The following is a 25788-nucleotide window of genomic DNA, read 5'->3' as shown; positions in this document are numbered from 1 at the left end:
CTCCTTAAGCGAAGGTTGCGGCGTATTCGTCCAGCGCAGCCTTGATCTTGTCGGCAGCCTCGCCCTTGATCTTCGGATCTTCGTCGGTGATCCACTGCAGCAGATCGGCATGCTTGCCGCGCAGATGCGCCAGCAGACCCGCTTCGTAGCGGCCAACGTCCGAAACGTCGATCTTGTCGAGATAGCCGTTGGTACCGGCGAAGATCACGCAGACGATTTCCGCATTGGTCAGCGGCGAGTACTGCGGCTGCTTCATCAGCTCGGTCAGACGCGCACCACGGTTCAGCAGCTGCTGGGTCGCGGCGTCGAGATCCGAACCGAACTGCGCAAATGCAGCCATTTCGCGGTACTGGGCCAGTTCCAGTTTCACCGGACCAGCAACCGACTTCATCGCGTTGGTCTGAGCCGACGAACCCACGCGCGAAACCGACAGACCGGTGTTCACGGCGGGGCGGATGCCCTGATAGAACAGCTCGGTTTCCAGGAAGATCTGGCCGTCGGTGATCGAGATCACGTTGGTCGGAATAAAGGCCGACACGTCGCCGCCCTGGGTTTCGATGACCGGCAGAGCGGTCAGCGAACCGGCGCCGAAGTCTTCGTTCAGCTTGGCCGAACGCTCCAGCAGGCGCGAGTGCAGGTAGAAAACGTCACCCGGATAGGCTTCGCGGCCCGGCGGACGGCGCAGCAGCAGCGACATCTGACGATAGGCGACGGCCTGTTTCGACAGGTCATCGTAGATGATCAGGGCGTGGCGGCCGTTGTCGCGGAAGTATTCGGCCATCGCGGTTGCGGCATAGGGTGCCAGGAACTGCATCGGCGCCGGGTCGGATGCGGTTGCGGCCACGACGATCGAGTATTCGATGGCGCCGGATTCTTCCAGTTTCTTCACCAGCTGAGCAACGGTCGAACGCTTCTGGCCGATGGCCACGTAGACGCAGTACAGCTTCTTCGATTCATCGTCGCCAGCGGCTTCGTTGTAGACCTTCTGGTTCAGGATGGTGTCCAGAGCCACGGCGGTCTTGCCGGTCTGACGGTCGCCGATGATCAGCTCACGCTGGCCACGGCCGATCGGGATCATCGCGTCAACCGACTTCAGGCCGGTCGCCATCGGCTCGTGCACCGACTTACGCGGGATGATGCCCGGCGCCTTGACGTCTGCGACGCCGCGCTGCTTCGCATTGATCGGACCCTTGCCGTCCAGCGGGTTGCCCAGACCGTCAACAACGCGGCCCAGCAGTTCGTCACCAACCGGAACGTCCACGATCGAGTTGGTGCGCTTGACGGTGTCACCTTCCTTGATGTCACGGTCCGAGCCGAAGATCACGACACCGACGTTGTCGGCTTCGAGGTTCAGCGCCATGCCCATGATGCCGCCGGGGAACTCGACCATCTCACCCGCCTGCACATTGTCCAGGCCGTAAACACGGGCAATACCGTCACCGACGCTCAGCACGCGGCCGATTTCGGCCACCTCTGCTTCTTGACCAAAATTCTTGATCTGGTCTTTCAGGATTGCAGAAATCTCTGCGGCTTGGATACCCATTTATCCGACCTCTTTCATTGCATTCTGTAGGGAGTTGAGCTTGGAGCGGATCGAACTGTCGATCATCTGCGAGCCCACTTTGACGACAAGACCACCGATGAGGCTTTCATCGACGGTCGCATTGATGGTCACGTCCTTGCCTACGCGCTCGGACAGTGTCTTGGACAGTTTCTCCAGCTGGGTCTTGGTCAGCGCCTTGGCCGAGGCAACTTCGGCAGTCACTTCGCCGCGCTCGTCAGCCAGCATTTCGCGGAGAACCTTGATCAGCTGCGGCAGCACGAACAGCCGACGCTTCTGCGCCATCAGAGCCAGCGTGTTGCGCATGATCGGGTGCAGGCCCATCTTGTCGGCCACGGCGGTGATGGCCGCCTGCTGGTCGGCCCGAGAGATCAGCGGCGAAGAGATCACCTCGCGCAGGTCCGCGCTTTCACTCAATGCAGCCGAAAGGTCATTGATGCCGGTTTCCAGACCTGCAAGGTCCTTGTTCTCTTTTGCGATCTCGAAGATCGCCGTTGCATAGCGTTTGGCTATGCCCGTGGAAATCGAAGCTGGTTCGGACACGTCCACCCTTCCGATATTTTGGGCCCCGATTTCGCGTGTGGCAGCTGAACCGGGGGCGTGAGGAAACCCCGTCCTGAAAGGGCGGGGATCAAAATCACCGGGGATGTAGCAGAGCCTAAGCCACCTAGCAATATGTTATGCCGGGCTCAGCTTTATCCACAAAATCTTTCTTTTCAATTGGTTACGGAAACTGCGACGGTTTGAACCCATTCGCCGGCGTGAAAAATGTTACCAAGTTGCCTGTTTTTGCGATTCCTGTGGCCTTTTTCCCTCATGTTTCCGGGAATCCCGCGCTTGTGGATGCGCGCCGGTTCACGCCGGCTTCAGCAATCCGTCCAACGCTTTGATGGGGCGTTTTTCAGCATCCTTGGTCACGCTGCCGCTTGGTGGCCGCACGAGCTTGCTGGCTTCGACCATCAGAACACCACCGGCCATGATGGTCGGGATCCGTTGCCCTGTCTTTTCGATCAACCCACCCGAGCGCAGCCAGAACCGCCGGAACGAGGGTGGCAAGTAAAGCGCGGAACAGTGCATCTCGGGCACGAAATGATGTGCGCGCAGCTGGTTCTCAAGCTGGGTTGCCGAATACGGATGTCCGTAGCCAAAGGGCGTTCGGTCGGTTCGGGACCAAAGCCCGGCCCGATTGGGAACGACGAACACCGCCCGACCGCCGGGCCCCAGAACACGCCAGCATTCTTCAAGCAATTGACTGGGTCGTTCCGAGGTCTCGAGCCCGTGCATGACCACCAGCTTGTCCACACGACCGGTTTCGATCGGCCACCGGGTTTCCTCGGTCAGCACCGACACGTTCTGCATACCGGCGGGCCAAGGCATCACCCCTTGTGGTCCGGGCATCAGGCCGATGACACGCCGCGCGTCCGCAAGATAAGGGCGCAACAGAGGCACCGCAAAGCCGAATCCGGCCACCGTCTGGCCCTTGGCCTCGGGCCACAGTTCGATCAGCCGGCCACGAATGGCGGCCTGCGCCGCACGCCCCAGCGTGCTGCGGTAGTAGAAGTTCCTAAGATCCTGCACATCAAGATGCATTGCAGATACCCGATCGATCGGCTTAGCTGAGCGCAGTCTAGCAACGAAAGGGCAAAAGGCCATGCCTCTTGAGATCGTCACCATCCCCTGTCTCAGCGACAACTATGCTTTTCTGGCACATGACCATGCAAGCGGACAGACAGCCCTGGTCGACGCTCCGGAGGCCGGACCCATTCTGGCCGAATTGACCGCACGCGGCTGGCGCCTGAGCCATGTCCTTCTGACCCATCACCACTGGGATCACGTCGACGGCTTGCCCGGCATCCTCGAGCAGCACCCAGCACAGGTGATTGGTGCGGCGGCCGACGCTCACCGACTTCCTCCCCTCGACAAACAGGTGGCTGACGGTGACCGGTTCGAGATTGGGGGCGAACCCGTCGAGGTTCTGGATGTCTCGGGGCACACGGTGGGACATGTGGCGTATTACATGCCCAAAAGCGCGGTGGTGTTCACGGCCGACAGCCTGATGGCGCTGGGATGCGGCCGCTTGTTCGAAGGAGACGCAGCGCAAATGTGGACCTCGCTTTCGAAACTCGCGGCTTTGCCCGACGAGACGTCGGTCTGCTCGGGTCACGAATACACCCAGTCAAACGCACGATTTGCGGTAACCATTGACCCTGACAACACAGCGCTGCAGCAACGGGTGCATGAGATCGATCAGGCTCGGGCAGAGGGCCGCGCGACCGTGCCGTCAAATCTGGGCGTGGAAAAGGCGACCAATCCGTTCCTGCGCGCGACTGATCCCAAGATTCAGGCACAGCTTGGAATGGTGGGGGCTGACCCGGTCGCCGTTTTTGCCGAGATCCGGGGTAGAAAAGACCGCTTCTGATGCCTAATTGGTCTTCTTCACGGCCACGGTCACGTTAAATGTGACTGTCAAGTGAAAGAAAACCCTTGAAGCCGCGCCATGATCAACCAAACTCTAATAGTATGAGGTCATGGTTGGGATGGGGATCCGGCCAATACTCGAACCCCTTCCGGCCCAATACAGAGGAGCACCCGCGTGCCTTCATTCTCGAGCACACTGGAACAAGCCATTCACGCGGCCCTGGCGGCTGCAAACGAACGGCGTCACGAATTCGCAACGCTGGAGCATCTGCTGCTGGCGCTGCTTGAAGAACCCGATGCAGTGCGCGTCATGAAGGCGTGCAGCGTGGATCTGGACGAATTGCGCAGCTCTCTGGTCGAGTTCATCGACGAGGATCTGTCCAATCTGGTGACAGACATCGACGGGTCCGAAGCCGTACCGACAGCTGCGTTCCAACGTGTTATCCAGCGCGCCGCGATCCATGTGCAAAGCTCGGGCCGGACCGAGGTGACCGGGGCAAATGTTCTGGTGGCCATCTTTGCCGAACGGGAAAGCAACGCTGCATATTTCCTGCAAGAGCAGGACATGACGCGGTATGACGCGGTGAATTTCATCGCCCACGGCGTCGCCAAAGACCCGGCGTTTGGTGAAAATCGTCCGGTGACCGGCGCCGATCAGGGTGAAGAGGAAGCGCAGAACGCCTCCGGTGAGGCCGACCAGAAGGAAAGCGCGTTGGGCAAGTATTGCGTGGACCTGAACGCCAAATCCCGCGCCGGCGACGTCGATCCGCTGATCGGTCGCGCCGACGAGGTCGAGCGCTGCATCCAGGTTCTGTGCCGCCGCCGTAAGAACAACCCGCTGCTGGTGGGTGATCCGGGCGTGGGCAAGACGGCGATTGCCGAAGGTTTGGCCTATAAGATCGTCCAAGGCGACGCGCCAGACGTTCTGGCCAACACCACCATCTATTCGCTGGACATGGGCGCATTGCTGGCCGGCACGCGCTATCGCGGCGACTTCGAAGAGCGGCTCAAGGCCGTGGTGACCGAGCTTGAGGATCACCCAGACGCCGTGCTGTTCATTGATGAGATTCACACCGTGATCGGTGCGGGTGCAACTTCGGGCGGCGCCATGGATGCCTCGAACCTGCTGAAGCCTGCGTTGCAGGGCGGCAAGCTGCGCACCATGGGTTCGACCACCTACAAGGAGTTCCGCCAGCACTTCGAGAAGGACCGTGCGCTGTCGCGTCGGTTCCAGAAGATCGACGTGAACGAGCCTTCGGTCGAGGACAGCGTGAAGATCCTGCGCGGTCTCAAGCCCTATTTCGAAGAGCATCACGACATCAAATACACCGCCGACGCGATCAAGACCGCGGTCGAGCTGTCTGCGCGTTACATCAACGACCGCAAACTGCCTGATAAGGCGATCGACGTGATCGACGAGGCCGGTGCGGCCCAGCATCTTGTGGCCGAAAGCAAGCGGCGCAAGACCATCGGCGTCAAGGAGATCGAGGCCGTGGTGGCCAAGATCGCGCGCATTCCGCCGAAGAATGTCACCAAGGACGATGCCGAGGTTCTGAAGGACCTTGAGAACTCGTTGAAACGGGTGGTGTTCGGGCAGGACCAGGCAATCGAGGCTCTGTCCAGCGCAATCAAGCTGGCACGGGCCGGTCTGCGCGAGCCGGAAAAACCAATCGGAAACTACCTGTTCGCCGGCCCGACCGGTGTGGGCAAAACCGAGGTCGCCAAGCAACTGGCCGATACACTCGGCGTGGAACTGCTGCGCTTCGACATGTCGGAATACATGGAGAAACACGCGGTCAGCCGTCTGATCGGTGCGCCTCCGGGCTATGTCGGCTTCGATCAGGGCGGACTGCTGACTGACGGCGTTGACCAGCACCCGCATTGCGTGCTGCTGCTGGACGAGATCGAGAAGGCGCACCCGGATGTGTTCAACATCCTGCTGCAGGTGATGGACCACGGCGAGCTGACCGATCACAACGGCCGGACGGTGAACTTCCGCAATGTGGTGTTGATCATGACCTCGAACGCGGGCGCGCAGGAACAGGCCAAGGCCGCAATCGGCTTTGCCCGCGACCGGCGTGAGGGTGAAGATACCGCCGCGATCGAACGGATGTTCACCCCTGAATTCCGCAACCGTCTGGACGCGGTAATCTCGTTCGCGCCGCTGCCCAAAGAGGTCATCCTGCAGGTGGTCGAAAAATTCGTCCTGCAGCTTGAGGCGCAACTGCTGGATCGTGGCGTCACCATCGACCTGACCCCGAAAGCTGCCGAGTGGCTGGCCGACAAGGGTTATGACGACAAGATGGGCGCACGGCCTCTGGGCCGGGTCATCCAGGAGCACATCAAGAAACCGTTGGCCGAAGAACTGCTGTTCGGAAAGCTGGCCAAGGGCGGTGTTGTGCGGGTCTCGGTCAAGAGAGGCGATCTGGATCTCGAGATTATCGGCCCCGACAATCCGCGGATCTCGGGCGACAAGCCGCCGCTGCTGACCGCGGACTAGACCTCGGTTCAATCAAAAAAGTCTCGTCGCCCGGCAGTCAGTTCTGCCGGGCGATTTCTTGAGAGACCGCCCCCCTCTCCCGCCAGTATTCGCCAAAAAGAAAGTTCCCAGCGACGGAAACCGCTGCGCACCACGTTTCAGACCAAAGCCTTTGGAGTGGAGCAGCGCAGTGTCCAGAAAAATCGTCGTCATTTGGAGCATCGCCTTCGCGGCCTCGGTCGTCGGCGTTATCGCCTCTGCCCAGCATCGGTTTCGCTTTCATGACGAAACCCGTGCGGAACCGTTGAACCTGGAACCGGCGACCGTCAACCCAGGCGTCAACAGATCACAGATCACCGAACAAGGCCGTGCCTTGTCGATTACCGGCAATGGCATCCCCAATCATCTGGTCGGTCGCTTTCCGAACAAAGGCAACCCGCATCAAATCGCCGAGCAGTCGGTCAAGTTGAACCTGCCGGCCGTTCCGAGGGCGAATGCAACCCCGACGCCTCTGCGCATGGGGTGGAATTTTGGCGTGTCCCTGACTGGGATCGTCTTTGACCCACTGGCCGCTGAATTCTGGCACGGCGATCCCCGTTCGGGCTGGTCCTACAATGCCATGGGCGGCGCGATCGCCCTTGGACTCGATGCCAATTTCGCGCATGTCCAACCAAACGGAAAATATCACTACCACGGGGTTCCGACCGGCCTGATCGAAATGCAGGGCTGGTCACCGAAAGAACACTCTCCGTTGATCGGATATGCAGCGGACGGGTTTCCGATTTACGCCCGAACCGGTTTGGTGGGCGGCAAGGTCACGCAAATGACCTCTTCCTACCGGCTGAAGGCCGGGCAGCGCCCGGGCGGCGCCGCTCCTGACGGACGACATGATGGAACGTTCAACGAAGACTACGAGTTCGTGGCGGGGCTTGGAACGCTCGATGAATGCAATGGCGCCATGACCGTTTCGACCGAGTTTCCTTCGGGCACCTACGCGTATTTTCTGACCGATGACTACCCGGTTGTTCCACGCTGTTTTGCGGGCACACCCGATCCCAGCTTCCGCTTCGGGCCGCGCTGACACTGGCTTAGCGTTCGGTCAGCTTCAATTCGATGCGACGGTTCTTTGCCCGCGCTTCCGGAGTGTCCGCCGTATCGACAGGTTGAAACTCTCCAAATCCGTTTGCTGACAGACGTTCCGGCGGAATGCCCAACTGTTCGACCATGTAGCGCACGACCGACAGCGCCCGCCCTTGGCTGAGCTCCCAATTGTCTCGATACCGTCCTGTTCCGTTCAGCGGGATATTGTCCGTGTGACCGTCGACCCGGATGACCCAGTTCAATTCGGGCGGAATGTCCGCCGCAATCCCACTCAGAATGCCCGCCACTTTCGCGACCTCGCGCCGGCCATCCTCGGACAGAACCGCCGAACCGGGTGGGAACAGCACCTCGGACGAGAATACGAAGCGGTCGCCCTCGATCCGAACGCCTTCCTGGTTGCCCAGTACGTCGCGCAGGCGACCAAAGAACTCGGAGCGGTACCGCTGCAGGTCTTCGGCCTGTGCCGTAAGTTCCTGATTCTGGCCGGCCAGTTTCTCGGCCTCGGCCTCCAGGCGGACGCGTTCGGCCTCTTCCAACAAGCGGCGGCGCCGTTCTTCGGAAGCGGCCCGGGCAAGGGCCGCGTTCAGGTCCTGACCAAGGGTCTGAATTTGCACCTCGGCCTCGGCATTCCTGTCCTTGTAGTCATCCAGCAGCGCCTGCAACGACCCCAATTGGCCGCGCAATGCGGCGATCTGTTGGTTCAACAAGGCCGTCTGGCGTTGCGCCTTGGCGGAAAGAGCCTTTTCGGTGGCGATCGTTTCCCGGGCAACGGCAAGCAAGGCGTCACGCTGCTCGGCCAGCGTCCGCTGACTTTCGGCCTCGGCCTCAGCTTCGGTTCGCGCCGCAAGGGCTGCTTCAAGCTGAGCCTTGAGCTCTTCGTCATTCAACTCACCGAATTGCCGCTCAAGCTCGGCTTTGGCCGTCTGAGCGGCGGCCAACAGTGTCAGTGTTTCCTCGGCCTGTTTACGCTGCTCTTCCAGTGCCAGGGTCATGGCCGTCAATTCGGCATCCGCATTCTGCAATCTGTTGCGCAGTGCCTCAGCGGCAGCAGCCTCGGCGACGCGGGCGGCTTCCTCTTCAGTCAGTTGGCTTTGCAATTCAGCGATCTGGGCCGCGCGCGCACTGTCCGCTTGCTCAAGGTCGGCTACCAAGGCCTCCAGCGCTTCGCGGCGTGCAGCCGCCAGCCGTGCGGCCTCGGCCTGGGCATCCACCTCCGCACGGCTTTGTGCCAAGGCAAGGTTCAATGCCTCCTGCTCGGAAAGCAGTTGCTCGCGCTGGGATTCCAATTCGGCAATATCGCCCTGCGCGCGCGCCTGATCAGCTAAAAGCGCGGCAACCTGCGCTTCGAACCCCGTGATACGAGTCTGAGCCTCTTCCAACTCGGCCGCGCGCTGGTCTCGCTCCGAGGTGAGTGACGAGATCAAGGCCTGCGCCTGGCTCAGATCCTCTTCGGCCTGCGACAGCGTCGTGTTCAGCGCCCCCAACCGGGCCTGCAGACGGCTGTTCTCGCGCTCTTCCAGGCCCAAGGCATCCGCAAGGGCGGCCACTTCGTCCGACAGGGCCGTCAGCTCGTCTTCCTGTCCGGAGATGGTTTCGCGCAGCACGAACTGCACGACCATGAAAATGGTCAGCACAAAGGTCATGACCATCAGCAGCCCCGTGATTGCATCAACGAAGCCGGGCCAAACCGAGCCTTGGAAACGCTGACCGGTTCGACGAGACAGGGCCATGTGTTATTCTCCGCCCGGTGTGTGGCGCGCCGCCCCGCGCGGAAGCGTCAGCGCCTTGACCAGCAGCTCGAAATCCTTGCGCAGTTCGTTCATGCTGTCCTGGCGACCGGCCGAGATTTCTTCGAGAATGCGCAGAAGCTGCACGTCCATCGACCGCAGCCGCATTCGGCTTTCGGCGTCGATCCCCTCGCCCGCACCATGTTCACGCATGTGATCCAGCAGCGCGTCCTGCCCCAACGCGATCCGCTCGAGCGCGGCGGTGACCCCTTCGGTTTCCGCCTGTCGTTGGTTCATGTCCGCGATGACATCGACCAATGCACCCAGCTTGGCCGATACCTCGGCGCGATCCGCCTCCTGGGCCGCGAACAGGTCCTGCAGCGCGTCCATCTGCTCGGACATGGAATCAAGGACCGGGGTCAGCACCGCAAGTTCCGCACCGCCTTCATCTCCGGCGGCAAATCCGACGCGCGTGATCGACGACAGCCATTCCTCAAGCTCACGGTAGAACCGGTTCTGCCCGTGGCCGGCGAATAGTTCGAGCAAACCCACGATAAGCGATCCGGCAAGCCCCAACAGGGAGGACCCGAACGCCACGCCCATGCCTTGCAGCTGGGATTCGAGGCCACTCATCAGACGATTGAATACGGCCAGGCCTTCTTCGCCCTCTTGCGGGTTCAGGCTGCGAATGGTGTCGACAATTGCAGGAACCGTTGTTGCCAAGCCGAAGAACGTACCCAGAAGACCCAGATAGATCAGTACGTTGGTGATGTAGCGGGTGAATTCCCGCTCTTCCTCGACCCGTTCCGCGACCGAATCCAGGATCGACCGGGTCGATGTCGAGCTGATCTGCGATTTCGCCCCGCGTGCGCGAAGCAGCGACGCCAGAGGGGCCAACAGCTGCGGTGTACGAGCGTCTTCGCGCACGACGCCGCCCACGAACGCTTCGATCCAGCGAACCGAACCGATCAACTGGGTCACCTGATAGAAACAGGCCACGACGCCGATGACAAAGACCAGCAGGATGAACCCGTTCAGATAGGGGTTGGCATAAAAAACCGGCAGCACGTAGGGCAGAGCCATGAACACGCCCAGGCCCGACAGCCCGATGGCGATCAGCATCATCACGATTTGACGGATCGGTTGCGAGAAATGCGGTCTCGCGCCCTGCTGTACATGCGCCATGCGCGTCTTTCCCGGTTTTGCCTGCTCTGAGGCGAATCTATCGAAAATCTGGTGGCAAGGCCAAGGGTTTATGCGGTCAGGCTGCGCACCCGTTGCGCCAACCACTCAAGATCCGGGTCGTGCAACCCGATCTCGGACAGGTGTTCAGCGGTATTGTAAAGATACTCGGGGTTGGGGCCGCGGCCGCCCACGGCCTGCGCGATGATTTGCGCCTGCTCCTCCAGCGGCAGACCCCCGCAATACTGCACGTGGTCGGGATCGATCACATAGGTCACTGCCGTCACCGTCTGGCCGCTGTCCAGATGCACATCCAGCATCTTCTCCACGTAGGCGGACGAGATCAGTTCACGCTCGCGCAGTTCCTCGAGGGTGCGGTCCTCATGGCCTGGTTCGACCGCCAGCGCCAAGCCCTTGCAACGGGCATCCGGGTGTTCGTCCAAAGCCAAGACAAGTCCGGGGTTCTCCTCGGTTCCGCGGTGATGGATCGACCGCATGCAGAATGACCGCGCATAGCCGTGAAGTGTAGCCTGCTCGCGCCGGGCCACCGGAAAGCCCGGATTCCACAACAGCGACCCGTATCCGAATACCCACATCGTCATAGTTCTGGTCCTTGCCCGTTTAGGCCTATAAACATCAATTCCAAGGCAGGAAAAAGGGCCATTTGCGATGCGCCGACTGGTACGAGTGTTCATATTTCTGGCCATCCTCTGGGGCGGGTATTGGGCCATAGCCGGGTATGGGCTGCGCAGCGCCATCACCGGTTGGTTCGCGCATCAGCAGGATCTTGGATGGCAGGCCGACTATTCCGACGTGGAAATCGCCGGATTTCCGCTGCACCACGTGACCCGCCTGAACAGTGTAGCGCTGGCCGATCCGGTGAACGGCACAGCCTGGAGCGCGGATTGGATCGAATTCGAAAGCCCCGCCATCTGGCCCGGACGACAGATCTTGCGCTTTGCGGATACGCCGCAGCGGCTATCCTATTTCGACCAGACCGCAATCATCCTGGCCGACAGCCTTCAGGCAGAACTGAATCTGCGTCCGGGCGTCGCGCTGGAGCTGGAGAAGATGGCCCTGACATCGGGCAACTGGTCGGTGACCCAGGACGGAACCGACATGGCTGCCGGCCAGTCACTTGCCCTGGTCATGGAACAAGGCACCCAGCCCGAGAGCTATGCGATCGGGGTCAGTTCGGATGCCTTCACGCCCGGTGAAGACCTGCGCGCGCTGATGCGAACGGCTGCTTCGCTGCCCCAAGCCTTCGAGACACTCGAACTGGACATAAATGTCACGTTCGACAAAACCTGGGACCGCTCCGCGCTGGAAGAACGTCGCCCCCAACCTCGGTTGATCGACCTGCATCTGGCCGAGGTGCAATGGGGCAAATTGCGTCTGTTTGCAACCGGCGAACTGGAAGTTGATGACCAGGGCATCCCGGTCGGAGAGATTGCGGTCAAAGCCGAGAACTGGCGTGACATGATTGCTATGGCCAATGCTGCAGGTGCCCTGCCCGATCAGGCCGTTGATCCGGTCACACGGGCGTTGAACTTGCTGGCCGGTCTGGGGGGCAACCCCAACGCGCTGGACTTGCAGCTGAATTTCCGCGACGGGTTCGTGGCTTTGGGACCGTTGCCACTAGGGCACGCGCCACGGCTTTTTCTACGTTGAAGCGGTGATCTACCTTTCCATAATGTTGAAACAATTCAAGGTTCGCTGGGGGATACAATGGGACTAAGGACCTCGCTTGCTAGAGCAATCTCAAGGCTGTTGCTGCAAAACAAAAAGACAAGGCGAGAGATACTTCGAAACCTCTACGAGAATGATGTCCTTCTGTACCGCAAGCTGGTCGATCATTTCTTGATCTACTATCCTCATGACGTAATCGGGGAAAGCATTTCAGCACACGGTGAATTCAGCCGGACCTCGGTCAGGAAGCTTCGAGACTTTCTCAAGCGATCCGATCATCCGATAACCGATGGCTCGGTGCTGGAAATCGGTGCCAATATAGGGACTCACACGATATACTTTTTTAAGGACATAAAGGCACGACATGTCGTTGCGGTCGAGCCGGATCCAGAGAACTATGAAATCCTGAGCCAAAATATCAAGTTGAACGGGTTGGAGGATTACGTGTCGCTAATAAAGCTTGGTGCGTCCAACAAACCTGGCCAGTTGCCATTCAACAAAAACTCGCTCAACCGCGGCGGCTCACACTTCGGAGATTCATCGGAATCTGCGATAAATGTCGATGTCACAACCGTGGACGAGATTTTCAAGACAAACCAAAAGAAACTGCAAGACCTCAAGTTGATCTGGATCGATGTGGAAGGCCATGAACTACAAGTTTTGGAGGGCGCCCAAGAGACGATCCAAACTCAGAAACCAACTGTGTTTATGGAATATACCCCGCATGCGGATCAGTTTCGCAACGCAAGGTTGGGAGATATACTGTTCAAAAATTTCGAAGCGGTATTCGATTTCCGCAATTTAAACGAATCGCTGACACCTGAAACGTTCGGAAAAATTTCTTCCGCCACCGATTTGCTGGCGATTCACACAGGCAACACAGAACAAAGCAATTATTTGAGAACATAGCCGATTTTTGGGCATTGCTAGTACTGGCCACCGAACCTTAGCGGCAGTAGGGTCCGCTGCGGTAACGGGCGGTATCGAGGTGGAAATGGTTCTGATGATAGCGGTCTGAATTCGGACCAAGAACCGTGCCGAAGGGCCCGCACGCTCCGCGCCAGATCTTGGTCAGCTGTTTCTTCGAGGGGTTCTTGCGCCAACCGTCCAGAACCGTCACCACCTCGCCATCGGCCATTTTGAACCCCGAGATATCAATGGCCCGACCCTTGCCATGTTCCGAGATCCTGGCACCTTTCCGGTTGTTCCGGGTACGGCAAGCGTAATGCGCAGCAACCTGCAATTCGACAACTGGACCGCGCCGTTTGAACGTCGGTTTGACGGTCTTGTCGACCCATTTGTTCAATGCGATCGCCGTGCCGCAATCCATCGTCGATGGGCGGCTGAGAACCACGCCTGACACCGATGTGATCTGGACGGCATCCTTGATCCCGCAGGCTTTGATCTTGCCGGGAACCGAGCCCACGGCCTTGCCCTGAATGGCGATGTCACCGCACACCGATCCTTTGCGCAGTTTTCGCTTTTTGAACAGGACTTGCTGTTCCAACGCCTCGGGCCGCAGATAGGGTTTGAGCGAGGTATCCGGTCCAAGCAGCGGAAGGTCGGCCGGGCGCGCTGCCACGGCCAGCACCTGAGGGGATACGGGCCGCACCACGGGTCGCATCTTCGCTGGTACAGCGATCGGCGTCGCCGGACTTGCCGGGACATAAGCGGCCTGCACCAGCTCTGACACCGGGGATGGCCGCGCAACCGGAACCGGTGATGTGTCGGGGGCCGATGCAGTGGCTGCGCCGGCCCATACCATCGCTATAACCGTCAGAGCTTTGCCTTTGATCAGTTTCATGACTTGGCCTTTACGCGCCCGAAATCAGGAGCGTCGGTGTCCTGACCCGCGTCGATGATGCCGCGCCGGATTGCGCGGGTGTGGGTAAAATAGTCGAACAGGTGCTGACCGTCGCCCGTGCGGATCGCGCGCTGCAGGGCAAACAGCTCTTCGGTGAAACGGCCGAGGATTTCCAGCGTCGCATCCTTGTTGGTCAGGAACACGTCGCGCCACATGGTCGGGTCCGAGGCCGCGATCCGGGTGAAATCGCGGAAACCGGCAGCCGAGTACTTGATGACCTCGGAGTCGGTGACGCGCCGCAGGTCGTCGGCGACGCCCACCATCGTATAGGCGATCAGGTGCGGCGCGTGGCTGGTGACGGCCAGAACCAGATCATGGTGATCGGCATCCATCTCGTCGACATTGGATCCCATCCCTTCCCACAAGGCGCGCAAGCGGGCGATGGCCTCGGGATCAGACCCTTCAACCGGAACCAGCAGGCACCAGCGGTTGTCGAACAGCTCGGCAAAACCGGATTCGGGGCCGGAATGCTCGGTCCCGGCCAGCGGGTGGGCGGGCACGAAATGCACGCCTTTAGGAATATGCGGGCCAACGTCTTCAATGACGTGCCGCTTGACCGAACCGACATCCGACACGGTTGCGCCGGGCTTGAGCACCGGCGCGATGTCCTTGGCGACGGCGCCCATTGCGCCCACCGGCACGCAGAGCACGACCAGATCGGCACCCTCGACCGCCTCTTGCGCGGTGTCGCAGACCCGGTCGCACAGACCGATGCGCCGCGCGGTGTCCCGGGTGGCCTCGGACCGGGCATAGCCGGTCACCTCGCCCGCCTGCCCGGCGCGCTTGATCGCCCAGTACATCGACGAGGCGATCAGACCCAACCCGATCAGCGCCACGCGGTCATAGATCTGGCTCATGCGGCGCCCCCTTTGAACGCGGTGATGGCCGCAACCACGCGGCGACAGGCCTTTTCGTCGCCCACGGTGATCCGCAGCGCGTTGGGCAGCTTGTAGCCCGCAACCCGGCGCACGATCAAACCTTTCGATTGCAGATAGGCGTCGCAGGCCTCGGCCTCGGCCTGATCCGCGAAACGCGCAAGGATGAAATTGGTGCAGGACGGATCGGACGGAACGCCGATCTTGGCCAGCTCGGCCGACAGCCATTCGCGCAGGCGGGCGTTTTCGGCCCGGCAGAACTCGACATATTCCACATCCGCCACGGCGGCCTCGGCCGCGGCGATGGCCGTCAGCGACAGGTTGAAGGGCTGGCGCACGCGGTTCAGCACGTCGATGATTTCGCGATGCGCATAGCCCCAGCCGACCCGCATCCCGCCCAGCCCGTAAATCTTCGAGAAGGTCCGGGTCATGATCACGTTGTCGAACCGGTCCACCAGACCGGCGCCGCCGTCAAATCCCGGCACGAATTCCGCATAGGCGCCATCCAGAACCATCAGGCAAGTCTGCGGCAGGCCCTCGGCCAGGCGCGTCAGCTCGGCGTCCGAGATCATGGTCGAGGTCGGATTGCCCGGGTTGGTCACGAACACGATCCGGGTGCGGTAGGTCACCGCGGCCAGGATCGCATCGACATCGATCTTGCGCTCGCGCTCGGGCACCTCGACCGGAGTCGCGCCGGCCATGCGGGCGATGATCGGATACATCGAGAATCCATGCTCGGTATGGATCACCTCGTCGCCCGGCCCGGCATAGGCCTGGGCCACGAATTGCAGCACCTCGTCACTCCCCACGCCACAAATGATCCGGTCGGGGTCCAGCCCGTGCCGCTCGCCGATCGCCGCGCGCAGGTTGTAGTGATCGGTCACCGGATAGCGATGCAGCATCGTGGCGCTGTCGCGCACGGCTTCGATCGCCTTGGGGCTGGGGCCAAAAGGGTTTTCGTTGGAACTCAGCTTGATGACGTTTTCCACGCCCTCGACATGCGACTGGCCGCCCTGATACAGCGCGATGTCCATGATGCCGGGTTGCGGGATGATCTTGTTCATGAGGGGCTCCGTTGCTTGCGCCCCTCATACAGGTCTCAAAGCCTTGGGAAAAGCGGCAATTCCGTCACGCCGCCTTGAAGCGGGCGGTTGCCGGATCGGCGGCGTAGAACGGGGCGTATTCCTGCGTGCGGCGCGATAGGTCGTTGACGCTGTCGATGATGAACTGAACCGTGTCCTCGGTCATCATGTACGAGAAGTTCAGCCGCACCCAACCCGGTTTCTTCATCTCTTCTCCGGCCGACAACGCCGCGTGCAGCGCCTCTGAGGCCGCCTTGTCGATGCCCAGCAGCCGATGCGCATAGGGGCCCGCGCAGGCACACCCGCCGCGCGCCTGAATGCCGTAGATGTCGCTGAGCATCCGTGTGAACAGCTGTTGGTGTACCGGCTGCCCGGTGTTGTCGCGCACCAGGAAGGAAAAGATCGGCAGGCGGTGAGGATGGTCCACCCCCAGCAGGGTCAGGTTCGGGTTGTCACGCCACCCATCCAGCGCCATGCGGTTGTACAGCGCCTCGCGCCGGGCGATCTCGTCGGTACCCACGGCATCCTTGACGATAAAGGCCAGCGCCGCGCGGATATCTCCGATCACGTTCGGGGTTCCGGCCTCTTCGCGGGTGGCCAGATCGGTGCTGTAGTCGTGGCGCCAGGGCGAAACGAAGCTGACCGTGCCCCCGCCCGGCCAACTAGGACAGGTACGGCGCACGGCGCCCCGGTTCACGATCAGAACGCCCGAAGCCCCCGGCCCGCCCGGAAACTTGTGCGGAGACACGACGATGGCATCCTTGCGCGCATCGTCCGGCCCCATATCCATCGGCAGGTAGGGCCCGCCCCCGGCATAATCCCAGACCCCGCGCGCCCCGTGCCGTTTCAGCAGCCGCGTCACCGGATCAGGGTCGGTGATCACGCCCGTGACATTCGACGCCGCCGAGAATGACCCGATCACCAGATCCGAATCCGAATGCTCGATCAGCGTCTGTTCCAGCACCGCCATGTCCGGCCCGCCCTCGGGGCCTTCGGGGATCTCGATGACCTGCGCCTTGCTCTCGCGCCAGGGCAGGATGTTCGAATGGTGCTCGTACGGACCAATCAAGACAACCGGCCGGTCAGCCTCTTGCACTCCCATCAAACTGACCAGCCGGTTGAGCCCCGCAGTGGCACCGGACCCGGTGAAGATCACCGCGTCATCTCCCCTCGCGCCAACGATGCGGGCTATTTCCGCGCGCGCCTCGCGGCGCAGTCGCGTCATGTAGGAACCGCAATAGGAGGCCTCGGTGTGGCTGTTCGCATAGAAAGGCAACACATGCTGGGCCACAAAATCCTCGACCTGCCGCAATGCGCGGCCCGAGGCAACGTAGTCCGCGTACACAAGCGGCACGTCCCCATGCAGACCCGGGATCAGAACGTTCTCTCCGATCAGCCCGTCGCGCAGGGTCGAATTGTGAGTGGCGGCTTGGATTTCTGCACGAAAATGGGACAGGGTCATGTCATTGGCTCCATATTGCACTTCCAATATGATCTACTTGAGCTGAGTAAACTTCACCTATCTTTGCTTGAATTATAAGAATTTTGGGTCATATGATCTGAAATGAATGAAAAGATAGATCAAATTGACAAGCGCCTCCTGCGCGAACTGCAAAAGGACGCAACCCTTTCCCAGCGCGAACTGGCCGAGCGAGTCGGCCTGTCGCAAAACGCCTGCTGGCGGCGGTTGAAGGCGCTGAACGATGCAGGCGTCCTGACAGGGTCGACAGCTCGGATCATGCGCGAAAAACTGGGGCTGAACCTGGTGGTCTTCGTGATGCTGCGCACGCGTCACCACTCGGCCGAGTGGCTGCAGGCCTTTCGCAGCCATGTCCTGACCATTCCGGAAGTCGTGGATTTCCACCGTATCGGCGGCGACTACGACTATCAGCTACGGGTCGTGACACAGGATATGGCGACCTACGACAAAGTCTATCAGCGCCTGATCGAGAAGGTCGAACTGGACAGCGTGACCTCGTATTTCGCGATGGAGGCGATCGCAGAAGACCGCCCTTTGCCGATCTGAGTGCTTGCCATGAAAAAGGGCCGCACCTTCGCAGGTACGGCCCGTTTTCTAAAACTGTCTGCGAAGATCAGTTCTTCGCGTAGAATTCCACGACCAGGTTCGGTTCCATCATGACCGGGTACGGCACGTCGCCCAGCGACGGGGTGCGCACGAAGGTCGCGGTCATCTTCGAGTGGTCGACTTCCAGGTAATCCGGAACATCACGCTCGGCCAGGCCAACGGCTTCCAGAACGACGGCCAGTTGCTTGGATTTGTCGCGGACCTCGATCACATCGCCTTCCTTGACGCGGTAGCTGGGGATGTTCACCCGCTTGCCGTTCACTTTGACGTGGCCGTGGTTCACGAACTGACGTGCGGCGAACACGGTCGGCACGAATTTGGCGCGGTAGACGACAGCGTCCAGACGGCGCTCAAGCAGGCCGATCAGGTTTTCACCAGTGTCGCCGTTCACACGTACGGCTTCGGCGTAGATGCGGCGGAACTGCTTCTCGGTCAAGTCGCCGTAATAGCCTTTCAGCTTCTGCTTGGCGCGAAGCTGCAGACCGAAGTCCGAAAGTTTGCCTTTGCGGCGCTGACCATGCTGGCCGGGGCCGTATTCACGACGGTTGACCGGGGATTTCGGGCGACCCCAGATGTTTTCGCCCATCCGGCGGTCGATTTTGTGCTTGGCAGACGTGCGTTTGGTCACGGCTGATCTCCTTCTTAAGGTCGAGGCCCTGATAGGCCACTATGAAGGGCGTTGTCCTCTTGAGGTTTCCCCCATGACAGGCATCCCCTTGCGGGGGCCACCAACACCAATGAAGCCGCGCTTATATCTGCGAACAGACCAGAGTCAACACGCGGCGATGCGCGGACGAAAAAATAGTTCCCAAGGAATGGGCCGTCTATTCAGCGGCGGTCGCAGCCAAATGCGGCGCAAGAACCAACGTTTGCTCCGTCGACCTGCGATGCGTTGGGAAGGAAACGACATTGCCTGCATCCGATTGGCTTGCTTCGGCATATTCTTCGACGGCGCACACCCAGAAGTCCTGACCCCGCGCGGGGCAGCCATTTTGGAACAGAAAAACCGCGTCTTTCTGACCCTCGACCAACGTCAACTCGGCCTCGTAGGTCTGCGCCCCATTCGTCAATGAGATAACTGCAAGCGTGGCGATCGGCTTCAGCGTTGCAGCTTCAGGGCCATGCCCAGCCAGCGCCATCAACGCCTGATCATGTCCAGTCTGAACGGAATATTCCGCGTTACAGTCCGGCAAGCGTGTCATGCACCCATGCCACGACCAAGACGCTCCAATGGCCAAATCGGCCACAGGCGCTGCTTCAAGCCCGTCAATTTCCGTCTGGGACCAAAATACTGCTACGCGACCGTTATACCCGGCTGTCATCTGCCCGCCCGACCTTTCAAACTCATCACCCCGTACACTAGCGGTGTATCATTGATGAATCCGGCCGAAAAGAGACGGAATTGCAGCTTTCACGAGAATGTTGCCGGAGAGTCAAATCAAATTGAGACTCCAGCGAAACACAATACAACTTTAACGACAGTTATGTGGCGCTCGTCAACCGCATTTCGAGTGTCCGCAGCTACGGCAGGTCATGCAGCCCTCGATCATCACCATGTCATACTGACCGCAGGACGGGCAGGCCTTGCCGCGTGGGGCATCCATGTTGACCACCTGCGCCTGCGGGTCGGATTTCAGTCCCATCCCTTCCCCCTCAAGGAACCCGATCGCGATCATATGCTGCTCGATCACGCCGCCGATCGCTGCAAGGATCGAGGGGATGTACTTGCCCTGCACCCATGCCCCGCCGCGCGGGTCGAACACGGCCTTGAGCTCCTCGACCACGAAAGACACGTCACCACCGCGCCGGAACACGGCCGAGATCATCCGGGTCAGGGCCAGCGTCCAGGCGTAGTGCTCCATGTTCTTCGAGTTGATGAACACCTCGAACGGACGCCGCCGGCCGCCGATGACGATGTCATTGATGGTCAGATAGATCGCGTGCTCGCTGTCGGGCCATTTCAGCTTGTAGGTCGAACCCTCAAGTGACTGCGGGCGGTCCAGCGGTTCGGACATGTAGATCACGTCGCCGCCGTCCACCTCGTGTGGCGCGTCGGCGCTTTCACCCGGCACCTTGTCGTCGCTTTCCGATACGGTCAGCACCGAACCCGTCACATCATTCGGGCGATAGGTGGTGCAGCCCTTGCAGCCCATATCCCAGGCCTGCATGTACACGTCCTTGAAAGCATCGAACGAGATGTCCTCGGGGCAGTTGATCGTCTTCGAGATCGAGCTGTCGATCCATTTCTGCGCGGCCGCCTGCATCTTGACATGCTCGGCCGGGGTCAGAGTCTGGGCGTTCACGAAATAGTCGGGCAGCTCGACGTCTCCGAACTTGTCGCGCCACATCTGCACGGCATAGTCCACGACCTCTTCCTCGGTGCGCGACCCGTCTTTCTGCAGTACCTTGCGGGTGTAGGCATAGGCAAAGACCGGCTCGATCCCCGACGACACGTTACCCGCATACAGCGAGATCGTCCCGGTGGGTGCGATCGAGGTCAGCAGAGCATTGCGGATCCCATGCTCGCGGATGGCCTCGCGCACATCTTCATCCATCTGCTGCATGGTGCCGCTAGCCAGGTATTTCTCGGCATCGAACAGGGGAAAGGCCCCCTTTTCCCTGGCCAAGTCGACCGACGCCAGATACGCGGCGCGGGCGATCGCGTGCAACCAGCGCTCGGTCTGACGCGCCGCCTCGTCCGAGCCATAGCGCAGGCCCAGCATCAACAGAGCATCCGCCAGTCCGGTCACGCCCAAGCCGATGCGGCGCTTGGCCTGCGCCTCGGCGGCCTGCTGCGGCAGCGGGAATTTCGAGGCATCCACCACGTTGTCCATCATGCGAACGGCCGTGGCGACAAGCTCCTGCAATGCCGCCTCGTCCAGATGGACCGCGCCTTCGAACGGCGCCGACACCAGCCGCGCCAAGTTGATCGAGCCCAGCAGGCAGGCGCCGTAGGGCGGCAGGGGCTGCTCCCCGCACGGGTTGGTGGCGGCAATGGTCTCGGCATAGCTCAGGTTGTTGGCCTGGTTGATCCGGTCGATGAAGATCACGCCCGGCTCGGCATAGTCATAGGTGGCCTGCATGATCTTGTTCCACAGATCGCGGGCCTGCACCGTGTGATAGACCTTGCCGTCAAAGACCAGATCCCACGAAGCATCGGCCTTGACCGCCTCCATGAAAGCATCGGTCACCAGCACCGACATGTTGAACATGCGCAGGCGGGCCGGGTCGGATTTGGCGGTGATGAACTGTTCGATATCCGGATGGTCACAACGCATCGTCGCCATCATCGCGCCCCGGCGCGAGCCCGCCGACATGATGGTGCGGCACATGGCGTCCCACACATCCATGAACGACAGCGGCCCCGAAGCATCGGCGGCCACCCCATGTACGTCCGCGCCGCGCGGCCGGATGGTCGAGAAATCATAGCCGATCCCCCCGCCCTGCTGCATGGTCAGCGCGGCCTCTTTCAGCATGTCGAAGATGCCGCCCATGCTGTCGGGGATCGTGCCCATGACGAAACAGTTGAACAGGGTCACTTGCCGCGCGGTGCCTGCTCCGGCCGTGATCCGCCCGGCGGGCAGGTATTTGAAGTCCTCAAGAGCCTCGTAGAACTTCTGTTCCCAGTGCGCGGGGTCCTTTTCCACCCGTGCCAGATCGCGCGCAATCCGCCGCCACGTATCCTCGACCGACTTGTCGATCGGCGTGCCATCCGCCTTCTTGAAGCGGTATTTCATGTCCCAGATCTGCTCGGCGATGGGGGCGGCAAAGCGGCTCATTGGTGATTCCCTGTCTTGAAAGAGGCATCCAGATTAGACCAAACCAGCGCCGAACCACAACAGCTTGATAGCGCGCAACGGTAAGCTACAATATAAAGATGGTCCGTGGGACGACTCTGTGGGAAAGCTGTGGATAAGTACATCAACCTCGTGAAACTCTCGGTCGGGTCCGAGAGCGTTGACAGCCTGATCGCCTGGCAGGACAGCTATCGCCGGCGGTTCGCGGACGGCCTGCCCCGCCACATCACCCGCATGTGGCCCAAGCGCGAACCCGAGATTCTGAACGGCGGATCGATCTTCTGGGTCATCAAGGGTGTCATCCAGTGCCGCCAGCGCATCTTGCGTTTGGACGAGGTGACGGCTGAGGATGGCATCCGCCGCTGCGCCATCGTATTGGACCCGCAGGTCCACCGCACCCAGGGCGCGCAGAAACGGCCGTTTCAGGGCTGGCGCTATCTGAAACCCGAGGACAGCCCCGCAGACCTGCCCGAAAGCCGCGCGCAGGACGACGCCCTGCCCGAGGATCTGAACCGCGCGCTGGCCGAGATCGGCGTGCTCTGACCTCAGCCCAGACGGCGCATCACTTCTGCCAGAGTGACCTTTTCAGTGGCCCCGTACTCCGCAAACCGGCTGCGCCACAAAGTGGCCTGCGATTGCAGAATCAATCCATCCGAGAGGATCTTGAGGTGGTTGGCACGCAGGGTCTCACCGGTCGAGGTGATGTCGGCAATCGCCTCGGCGGTTTCGTTCATCACCGTGCCCTCGGTCGCCCCCTGGCTGTCGACCAGCGTATAGTCGGCAACCCCGGAATCGGTCAGGAACTCGCGCACCAGACGGTGGTACTTGGTGGCGATCCGCAGGCGGTGTCCGTGCGCGGCGCGGAAGGCGGCGGCGGCGGCGTCCAGATCATCCAGCGTCTCGACATCGACCCAGCAGGCCGGAACCGCGATCACCAGATCGGCCTGGCCAAAGCCCAGCGGCGCGATTTCTTCGACCTGCTGTTCCCAGCGCGGAAGTTTCTCGTGCACCAAGTCAGTGCCGGTCACGCCCAGGTGAATCCGCCCGGCAGCCAGCTCGCGCGGGATCTCTCCAGCCGACAGCAGGATCAGCGAGACATCCTCGATCCCGTCCACCTTGCCGGCATATTCCCGGTCGGACCCGGCGCGCGACAGCTCGATCCCGTGGCGGGCGAACCAGGCAAAGGTTTTCTCCATCAGCCGCCCCTTGGACGGCACGCCCAGCTTCAGGGTCATTGGCCCGCCTCCTCGATTTCCAGCATCAGGTCGGGGCGCAGCACGCCACCCACCGCCGGGATCTCGGCCCCGTTGCCCAGCCGCCGCGTCAGCGCGTCATAGCGCCCGCCGGTGGCGATGGGCGGCAGGTCGGGGCGGCGCTCGGCGTAGAAGCCGAAGACGAACCCGTCGTAATACTCCATCGAGGTGCGCCCATACGAGGCCTCGAAATCCAGCTTGCTGACATCAACGCCACGCGCCTGCAGGGCGGCAATCCGCGCCTCGAGCCGGTCCAGGGCGGGGGTGATCTGGGGCAGATCGACGGCGATGTCGCGCAGATGCTCCAGCGCATAGGGCATGGTCTCGCGCACGCCCAGCAACGAATCCAGCCCGGCCATTTCCGTGTCGGAAATCGGCGGCGTGTCGCGGTCGGCGCGCAGGGCGTCGATACGGGCGGCGATCTCGGCCGGCCGGCGCTTGCCGATCATCGGCGCGTCGCAGGCCATCGGGTCGGCCGCCCCGAGCAAAGCGGCGCGGTGGTCCGGCTCGGGCTTGCGGCCCGCGAACCGGTCCAGCAGAGACCGGAACCGGCGCGGACGCCACAGATGGCGCATCAGCGCGGCCTTGCGTTGGTCGGAGGTGCGCAGGCCTTGTACGGCCGCGGTCAGAATGCCGATGTCGCCGGTCGCCGCGCGCAGCGGCAGGCCCCGCAATTGCAGGGCAAACAGCGAGAACACCTCGGCATCGGCCCCTGCCGGGTCGTCGCGGTCAAAGACCTCATAGCCCACCTGGATGTATTCATTGGCGCGGTCGGGGTCATGTTCCTGACGGCGGAACACCTCGCCCGAATAGGTATAGCGCGCCGGTTCGGCCCCGTCGCGCATGTGCATCTGCACCACCGGCAGGGTGAAATCCGGGCGCAGCATCTGTTCGCCGCGCAGCGCGTCCGAGGTGACATAGGCGCGCGCGCGGATATCCTCGCCGTATAGGTCCAGCAGCGTCTCGGCCGATTGCAGCAGCGGCGTGTCGACGACCTGTGCCCCGGCGGCTTCGAAGCGCACGCGCATCATCGCGGCCCGGGCCTGGATCTGGGATCGATTGGGCATGGCTCAGTCCTGACTGTCCAGAATCTCGCGCACCTTGGCGACCAGATCACCGCGCGGCACCTCGAACTGGCTGGGGCGTTCCTTCCATTCCTCGAGCGTGGCGCTCTCGGCGATCTTGGCGCCCAGGATCAGGTCCTTGATCTGAACCACGCCACGGTCCTTCTCGTCCCCGCCCTCGATCACCGCGACGGGCGAGTTCCGCTTGTCCGCGTATTTCAACTGATTGCCGAAATTCTTGGGGTTGCCCAAGTAAACCTCGGCGCGGATGCCGGCATTGCGCAGTTCGGCCACCATCGCCTGATAGTCGGCCATGCGGTCCCGGTCCATCACGGTCACGACGACCGGCCCGGTGTCATGTGACTTGATCCGACCTTTTTCGCGCAGCGCGGCCAACAACCGGTCGACCCCGATCGAGATACCCGTCGCGGGCACTTCCTGTCCGGTGAAACGCTTCACCAGATCATCATAGCGCCCGCCGCCCGAGACCGACCCGAACTGCCTCTTGCGGCCCTTTTCGTCGAAGATCTCGAAGGTCAGCTCGGCCTCGTAGACTGGACCGGTGTAGTATCCCAGCCCTCGCACGACCGAGGGGTCGATCTGGATGCGATCGGCGCCATAACCGCCCGCGGCTAGCAATTCGCCGATCTGTTCCAGTTCCGAGATGCCTTCGGCGCCGATCTTGCTGTCGCCCACGGCCGCGCGCAGGTTAGCCAGCGTTCCGGCGGCGTCATCAGCCTTGGATGTCAGGAAGGCGATCACCGGCTCGGCCTGATCGTCGGACAGGCCCACACCATCGATGAACGCGCCCGAGGCGTCCAGCCGGCCCTTGGTCAGCAACTCGCGCACGCCCTGCTCGCCCACCTTGTCGAACTTGTCGATGGTGCGCAGAACGTCATCGCGCGCCGCCGCGTCCGTGCTGAGGCCCATGGCCTCTAGCACGCCGTTCAGGACCTTGCGGTTGTTGACCCGCACCACATAGTCGCCGCGCGGGATGCCCACGGTCTCCAGCGTGTCGGAAAGCATGGCGCAGATTTCGGCATCGGCGGCCATACTAGCCGTACCCACAGTATCCGCATCACACTGATAGAACTGGCGATACCGCCCCGGCCCCGGCTTTTCGTTGCGCCAGACCGGACCCATCGCATAGCGGCGATAGGGCGTGGGCAGGTCGTTGCGGTGCTGGGCATAGACCCGGGCCAAAGGTGCTGTCAGATCATAGCGCAACGCCATCCAGTCGCCGTTGCCGCCCTCGTCAAACTCCTGCCAGGCGAACACGCCTTCGTTCGGGCGATCGACGTCGGGCAGAAATTTGCCCAGCGCCTCGACCGTTTCCACGGCGCTGCTTTCCAGCGCGTCAAACCCATAGCGATGATAGACGTCCGCAATCGTCCGCAGCATCTCGGTGCGCTGCGTGACTTCCTGGCCGAAATAGTCGCGGAACCCTTTCGGCGTGACGGCCTTGGGGCGGGGCTGTTTCTTGGGCTTGGCCATGTGGGGCGTCCTTGGGATTTCATCACTTGCGCGCGCGGTCTATCCCATGGTCTGGGTCGGGGCAAGCCAGCGCTGGCATTGCGCGCGCCACAGCGGTATGACCGCACCAGATCACA

23 protein-coding genes are annotated in these 25788 nt (G+C 61.5%); 7 read left to right on the top strand and 16 right to left on the bottom strand.

Annotated elements, in window-relative coordinates; all coding sequences use genetic code 11:
- Positions 1-4 precede the first annotated feature (4 nt).
- The 3 genes from atpA to AC2FM5_RS04335 form a co-directional block, all read right to left on the bottom strand.
- A complete protein-coding gene (atpA, locus tag AC2FM5_RS04345) occupies positions 5-1543 on the bottom strand; it encodes a F0F1 ATP synthase subunit alpha (protein ID WP_170339951.1) in 1539 nt (512 codons plus the stop codon).
- Positions 1544-2104: a F0F1 ATP synthase subunit delta gene (locus tag AC2FM5_RS04340; protein WP_093965027.1), complete on the bottom strand. Its 561-nt coding sequence runs from the start codon at positions 2102-2104 to the stop codon at positions 1544-1546.
- A gap of 312 nt (positions 2105-2416) precedes the next feature.
- Complete coding sequence (locus AC2FM5_RS04335) at positions 2417-3151, bottom strand: class I SAM-dependent methyltransferase (RefSeq protein ID WP_496734103.1); 735 nt, start codon at positions 3149-3151, stop codon at positions 2417-2419.
- Between the two features lie 61 nt (positions 3152-3212).
- Between AC2FM5_RS04335 and gloB the strand changes: the two genes are divergently transcribed.
- From gloB to AC2FM5_RS04320, 3 genes are all read left to right on the top strand, one after another.
- Positions 3213-3980: a hydroxyacylglutathione hydrolase gene (gloB, locus tag AC2FM5_RS04330; RefSeq protein ID WP_496734101.1), complete on the top strand. Its 768-nt coding sequence runs from the start codon at positions 3213-3215 to the stop codon at positions 3978-3980.
- 174 nt (positions 3981-4154) lie between these two features.
- Positions 4155-6479 carry an ATP-dependent Clp protease ATP-binding subunit ClpA gene (gene clpA / locus AC2FM5_RS04325; protein ID WP_170365417.1) on the top strand — a complete coding sequence of 775 codons (2325 nt, stop codon included), beginning with the start codon at positions 4155-4157 and terminating at the stop codon, positions 6477-6479.
- Positions 6480-6648: 169 nt separating this feature from the next.
- Positions 6649-7539 carry a YHYH protein gene (locus AC2FM5_RS04320; RefSeq protein ID WP_496734098.1) on the top strand — a complete coding sequence of 297 codons (891 nt, stop codon included), beginning with the start codon at positions 6649-6651 and terminating at the stop codon, positions 7537-7539.
- Positions 7540-7546: 7 nt separating this feature from the next.
- Here the strand turns inward: AC2FM5_RS04320 and AC2FM5_RS04315 are convergent, their stop codons facing one another.
- The 3 genes from AC2FM5_RS04315 to AC2FM5_RS04305 form a co-directional block, all read right to left on the bottom strand.
- Positions 7547-9289 carry a peptidoglycan -binding protein gene (locus AC2FM5_RS04315; protein WP_480752681.1) on the bottom strand — a complete coding sequence of 581 codons (1743 nt, stop codon included), beginning with the start codon at positions 9287-9289 and terminating at the stop codon, positions 7547-7549.
- Positions 9290-9292: 3 nt separating this feature from the next.
- A complete protein-coding gene (locus AC2FM5_RS04310) occupies positions 9293-10471 on the bottom strand; it encodes a biopolymer transporter ExbB (RefSeq protein ID WP_170340518.1) in 1179 nt (392 codons plus the stop codon).
- Positions 10472-10539: 68 nt separating this feature from the next.
- Positions 10540-11070 carry a gamma-glutamylcyclotransferase gene (locus AC2FM5_RS04305; protein WP_170390882.1) on the bottom strand — a complete coding sequence of 177 codons (531 nt, stop codon included), beginning with the start codon at positions 11068-11070 and terminating at the stop codon, positions 10540-10542.
- 85 nt (positions 11071-11155) lie between these two features.
- Between AC2FM5_RS04305 and AC2FM5_RS04300 the strand changes: the two genes are divergently transcribed.
- Both AC2FM5_RS04300 and AC2FM5_RS04295 read left to right on the top strand, forming a co-directional pair.
- On the top strand, positions 11156-12139 hold the full coding sequence (locus tag AC2FM5_RS04300; protein ID WP_496734095.1) for a DUF2125 domain-containing protein: 984 nt from the start codon (positions 11156-11158) through the stop codon (positions 12137-12139).
- Between the two features lie 57 nt (positions 12140-12196).
- Positions 12197-13066 (top strand): FkbM family methyltransferase, encoded by an 870-nt coding sequence (locus AC2FM5_RS04295; protein WP_496734093.1) that lies wholly within the window; start codon positions 12197-12199, stop codon positions 13064-13066.
- A 37-nt stretch (positions 13067-13103) separates the two neighbouring features.
- Here AC2FM5_RS04295 and AC2FM5_RS04290 read toward each other — a convergent pair whose 3' ends face one another.
- The 4 genes from AC2FM5_RS04290 to AC2FM5_RS04275 form a co-directional block, all read right to left on the bottom strand.
- Positions 13104-13961, bottom strand: a complete 858-nt coding sequence (locus tag AC2FM5_RS04290; RefSeq protein ID WP_170371726.1) for an extensin-like domain-containing protein — start codon at positions 13959-13961, stop codon at positions 13104-13106.
- On the bottom strand, positions 13958-14878 hold the full coding sequence (locus AC2FM5_RS04285) for a prephenate/arogenate dehydrogenase family protein (protein WP_496734091.1): 921 nt from the start codon (positions 14876-14878) through the stop codon (positions 13958-13960). Before AC2FM5_RS04285 ends, AC2FM5_RS04290 begins: the two co-directional genes overlap by 4 nt.
- A complete protein-coding gene (hisC, locus tag AC2FM5_RS04280) occupies positions 14875-15960 on the bottom strand; it encodes a histidinol-phosphate transaminase (protein ID WP_496734089.1) in 1086 nt (361 codons plus the stop codon). The genes AC2FM5_RS04285 and hisC overlap by 4 nt, the downstream gene beginning before the upstream one ends.
- Positions 15961-16024: 64 nt before the next feature.
- On the bottom strand, positions 16025-17440 hold the full coding sequence (locus tag AC2FM5_RS04275) for an aminotransferase class V-fold PLP-dependent enzyme (protein WP_496734087.1): 1416 nt from the start codon (positions 17438-17440) through the stop codon (positions 16025-16027).
- Between the two features lie 102 nt (positions 17441-17542).
- Here AC2FM5_RS04275 and AC2FM5_RS04270 point away from each other — a divergent pair, with 102 nt between their 5' ends.
- Positions 17543-18004, top strand: coding sequence for an Lrp/AsnC family transcriptional regulator (locus AC2FM5_RS04270; protein ID WP_170357109.1), 462 nt, complete (start codon positions 17543-17545; stop codon positions 18002-18004).
- Positions 18005-18071: 67 nt separating this feature from the next.
- Here the strand turns inward: AC2FM5_RS04270 and rpsD are convergent, their stop codons facing one another.
- The 3 genes from rpsD to AC2FM5_RS04255 all read right to left on the bottom strand — a co-directional run bounded on the left by rpsD (position 18072) and on the right by AC2FM5_RS04255 (position 21843).
- The gene (gene rpsD / locus AC2FM5_RS04265) at positions 18072-18692 is read right to left on the bottom strand and encodes a 30S ribosomal protein S4 (protein ID WP_093964621.1); all 621 of its coding nucleotides are present in this window, start codon (positions 18690-18692) and stop codon (positions 18072-18074) included.
- 196 nt (positions 18693-18888) lie between these two features.
- The gene (locus tag AC2FM5_RS04260) at positions 18889-19266 is read right to left on the bottom strand and encodes a hypothetical protein (RefSeq protein WP_170369696.1); all 378 of its coding nucleotides are present in this window, start codon (positions 19264-19266) and stop codon (positions 18889-18891) included.
- Between the two features lie 294 nt (positions 19267-19560).
- Complete coding sequence (locus AC2FM5_RS04255; protein ID WP_496734084.1) at positions 19561-21843, bottom strand: adenosylcobalamin-dependent ribonucleoside-diphosphate reductase; 2283 nt, start codon at positions 21841-21843, stop codon at positions 19561-19563.
- 129 nt (positions 21844-21972) lie between these two features.
- Here AC2FM5_RS04255 and AC2FM5_RS04250 point away from each other — a divergent pair, with 129 nt between their 5' ends.
- Positions 21973-22404: a DUF1489 family protein gene (locus AC2FM5_RS04250; RefSeq protein WP_496734082.1), complete on the top strand. Its 432-nt coding sequence runs from the start codon at positions 21973-21975 to the stop codon at positions 22402-22404.
- A gap of 2 nt (positions 22405-22406) precedes the next feature.
- Here the strand turns inward: AC2FM5_RS04250 and hisG are convergent, their stop codons facing one another.
- Genes hisG through hisS form a run of 3 tightly spaced genes read right to left on the bottom strand, consistent with a single transcriptional unit; the run spans position 22407 to position 25672 of the window.
- The gene (hisG, locus tag AC2FM5_RS04245) at positions 22407-23096 is read right to left on the bottom strand and encodes an ATP phosphoribosyltransferase (RefSeq protein ID WP_496734081.1); all 690 of its coding nucleotides are present in this window, start codon (positions 23094-23096) and stop codon (positions 22407-22409) included.
- Positions 23093-24181 (bottom strand): ATP phosphoribosyltransferase regulatory subunit, encoded by a 1089-nt coding sequence (locus AC2FM5_RS04240; protein WP_170524932.1) that lies wholly within the window; start codon positions 24179-24181, stop codon positions 23093-23095. Before AC2FM5_RS04240 ends, hisG begins: the two co-directional genes overlap by 4 nt.
- A 3-nt stretch (positions 24182-24184) precedes the next feature.
- Positions 24185-25672, bottom strand: coding sequence for a histidine--tRNA ligase (gene hisS, locus AC2FM5_RS04235; RefSeq protein WP_170390872.1), 1488 nt, complete (start codon positions 25670-25672; stop codon positions 24185-24187).
- Between the last annotated feature and the right edge of the window lie 116 nt (positions 25673-25788).

The organism is Ruegeria sp. BHSA162 (genome assembly GCF_059613385.1).
Note: the sequence above shows the minus strand (reverse complement) of the source record. Positions and strands in the feature narration are given on the sequence as shown.

What these genes read in the sequence shown, in the direction of transcription:
- atpA (WP_170339951.1), bottom strand. Translation starts at nt 1,543, where the DNA reads ATGGGTATCCAAGCCGCAGAGATTTCTGCAATCCTGAAAGACCAGATC.
- AC2FM5_RS04335 (WP_496734103.1), bottom strand. Translation starts at nt 3,151, where the DNA reads ATGCATCTTGATGTGCAGGATCTTAGGAACTTCTACTACCGCAGCACG.
- gloB (WP_496734101.1), top strand. Translation starts at nt 3,213, where the DNA reads ATGCCTCTTGAGATCGTCACCATCCCCTGTCTCAGCGACAACTATGCT.
- AC2FM5_RS04315 (WP_480752681.1), bottom strand. Translation starts at nt 9,289, where the DNA reads ATGGCCCTGTCTCGTCGAACCGGTCAGCGTTTCCAAGGCTCGGTTTGG.
- AC2FM5_RS04310 (WP_170340518.1), bottom strand. Translation starts at nt 10,471, where the DNA reads ATGGCGCATGTACAGCAGGGCGCGAGACCGCATTTCTCGCAACCGATC.
- AC2FM5_RS04305 (WP_170390882.1), bottom strand. Translation starts at nt 11,070, where the DNA reads ATGACGATGTGGGTATTCGGATACGGGTCGCTGTTGTGGAATCCGGGC.
- AC2FM5_RS04295 (WP_496734093.1), top strand. Translation starts at nt 12,197, where the DNA reads ATGGGACTAAGGACCTCGCTTGCTAGAGCAATCTCAAGGCTGTTGCTG.
- AC2FM5_RS04290 (WP_170371726.1), bottom strand. Translation starts at nt 13,961, where the DNA reads ATGAAACTGATCAAAGGCAAAGCTCTGACGGTTATAGCGATGGTATGG.
- AC2FM5_RS04285 (WP_496734091.1), bottom strand. Translation starts at nt 14,878, where the DNA reads ATGAGCCAGATCTATGACCGCGTGGCGCTGATCGGGTTGGGTCTGATC.
- hisC (WP_496734089.1), bottom strand. Translation starts at nt 15,960, where the DNA reads ATGAACAAGATCATCCCGCAACCCGGCATCATGGACATCGCGCTGTAT.
- AC2FM5_RS04275 (WP_496734087.1), bottom strand. Translation starts at nt 17,440, where the DNA reads ATGACCCTGTCCCATTTTCGTGCAGAAATCCAAGCCGCCACTCACAAT.
- AC2FM5_RS04270 (WP_170357109.1), top strand. Translation starts at nt 17,543, where the DNA reads ATGAATGAAAAGATAGATCAAATTGACAAGCGCCTCCTGCGCGAACTG.
- AC2FM5_RS04260 (WP_170369696.1), bottom strand. Translation starts at nt 19,266, where the DNA reads ATGACACGCTTGCCGGACTGTAACGCGGAATATTCCGTTCAGACTGGA.
- AC2FM5_RS04255 (WP_496734084.1), bottom strand. Translation starts at nt 21,843, where the DNA reads ATGAGCCGCTTTGCCGCCCCCATCGCCGAGCAGATCTGGGACATGAAA.
- hisG (WP_496734081.1), bottom strand. Translation starts at nt 23,096, where the DNA reads ATGACCCTGAAGCTGGGCGTGCCGTCCAAGGGGCGGCTGATGGAGAAA.
- AC2FM5_RS04240 (WP_170524932.1), bottom strand. Translation starts at nt 24,181, where the DNA reads ATGCCCAATCGATCCCAGATCCAGGCCCGGGCCGCGATGATGCGCGTG.
- hisS (WP_170390872.1), bottom strand. Translation starts at nt 25,672, where the DNA reads ATGGCCAAGCCCAAGAAACAGCCCCGCCCCAAGGCCGTCACGCCGAAA.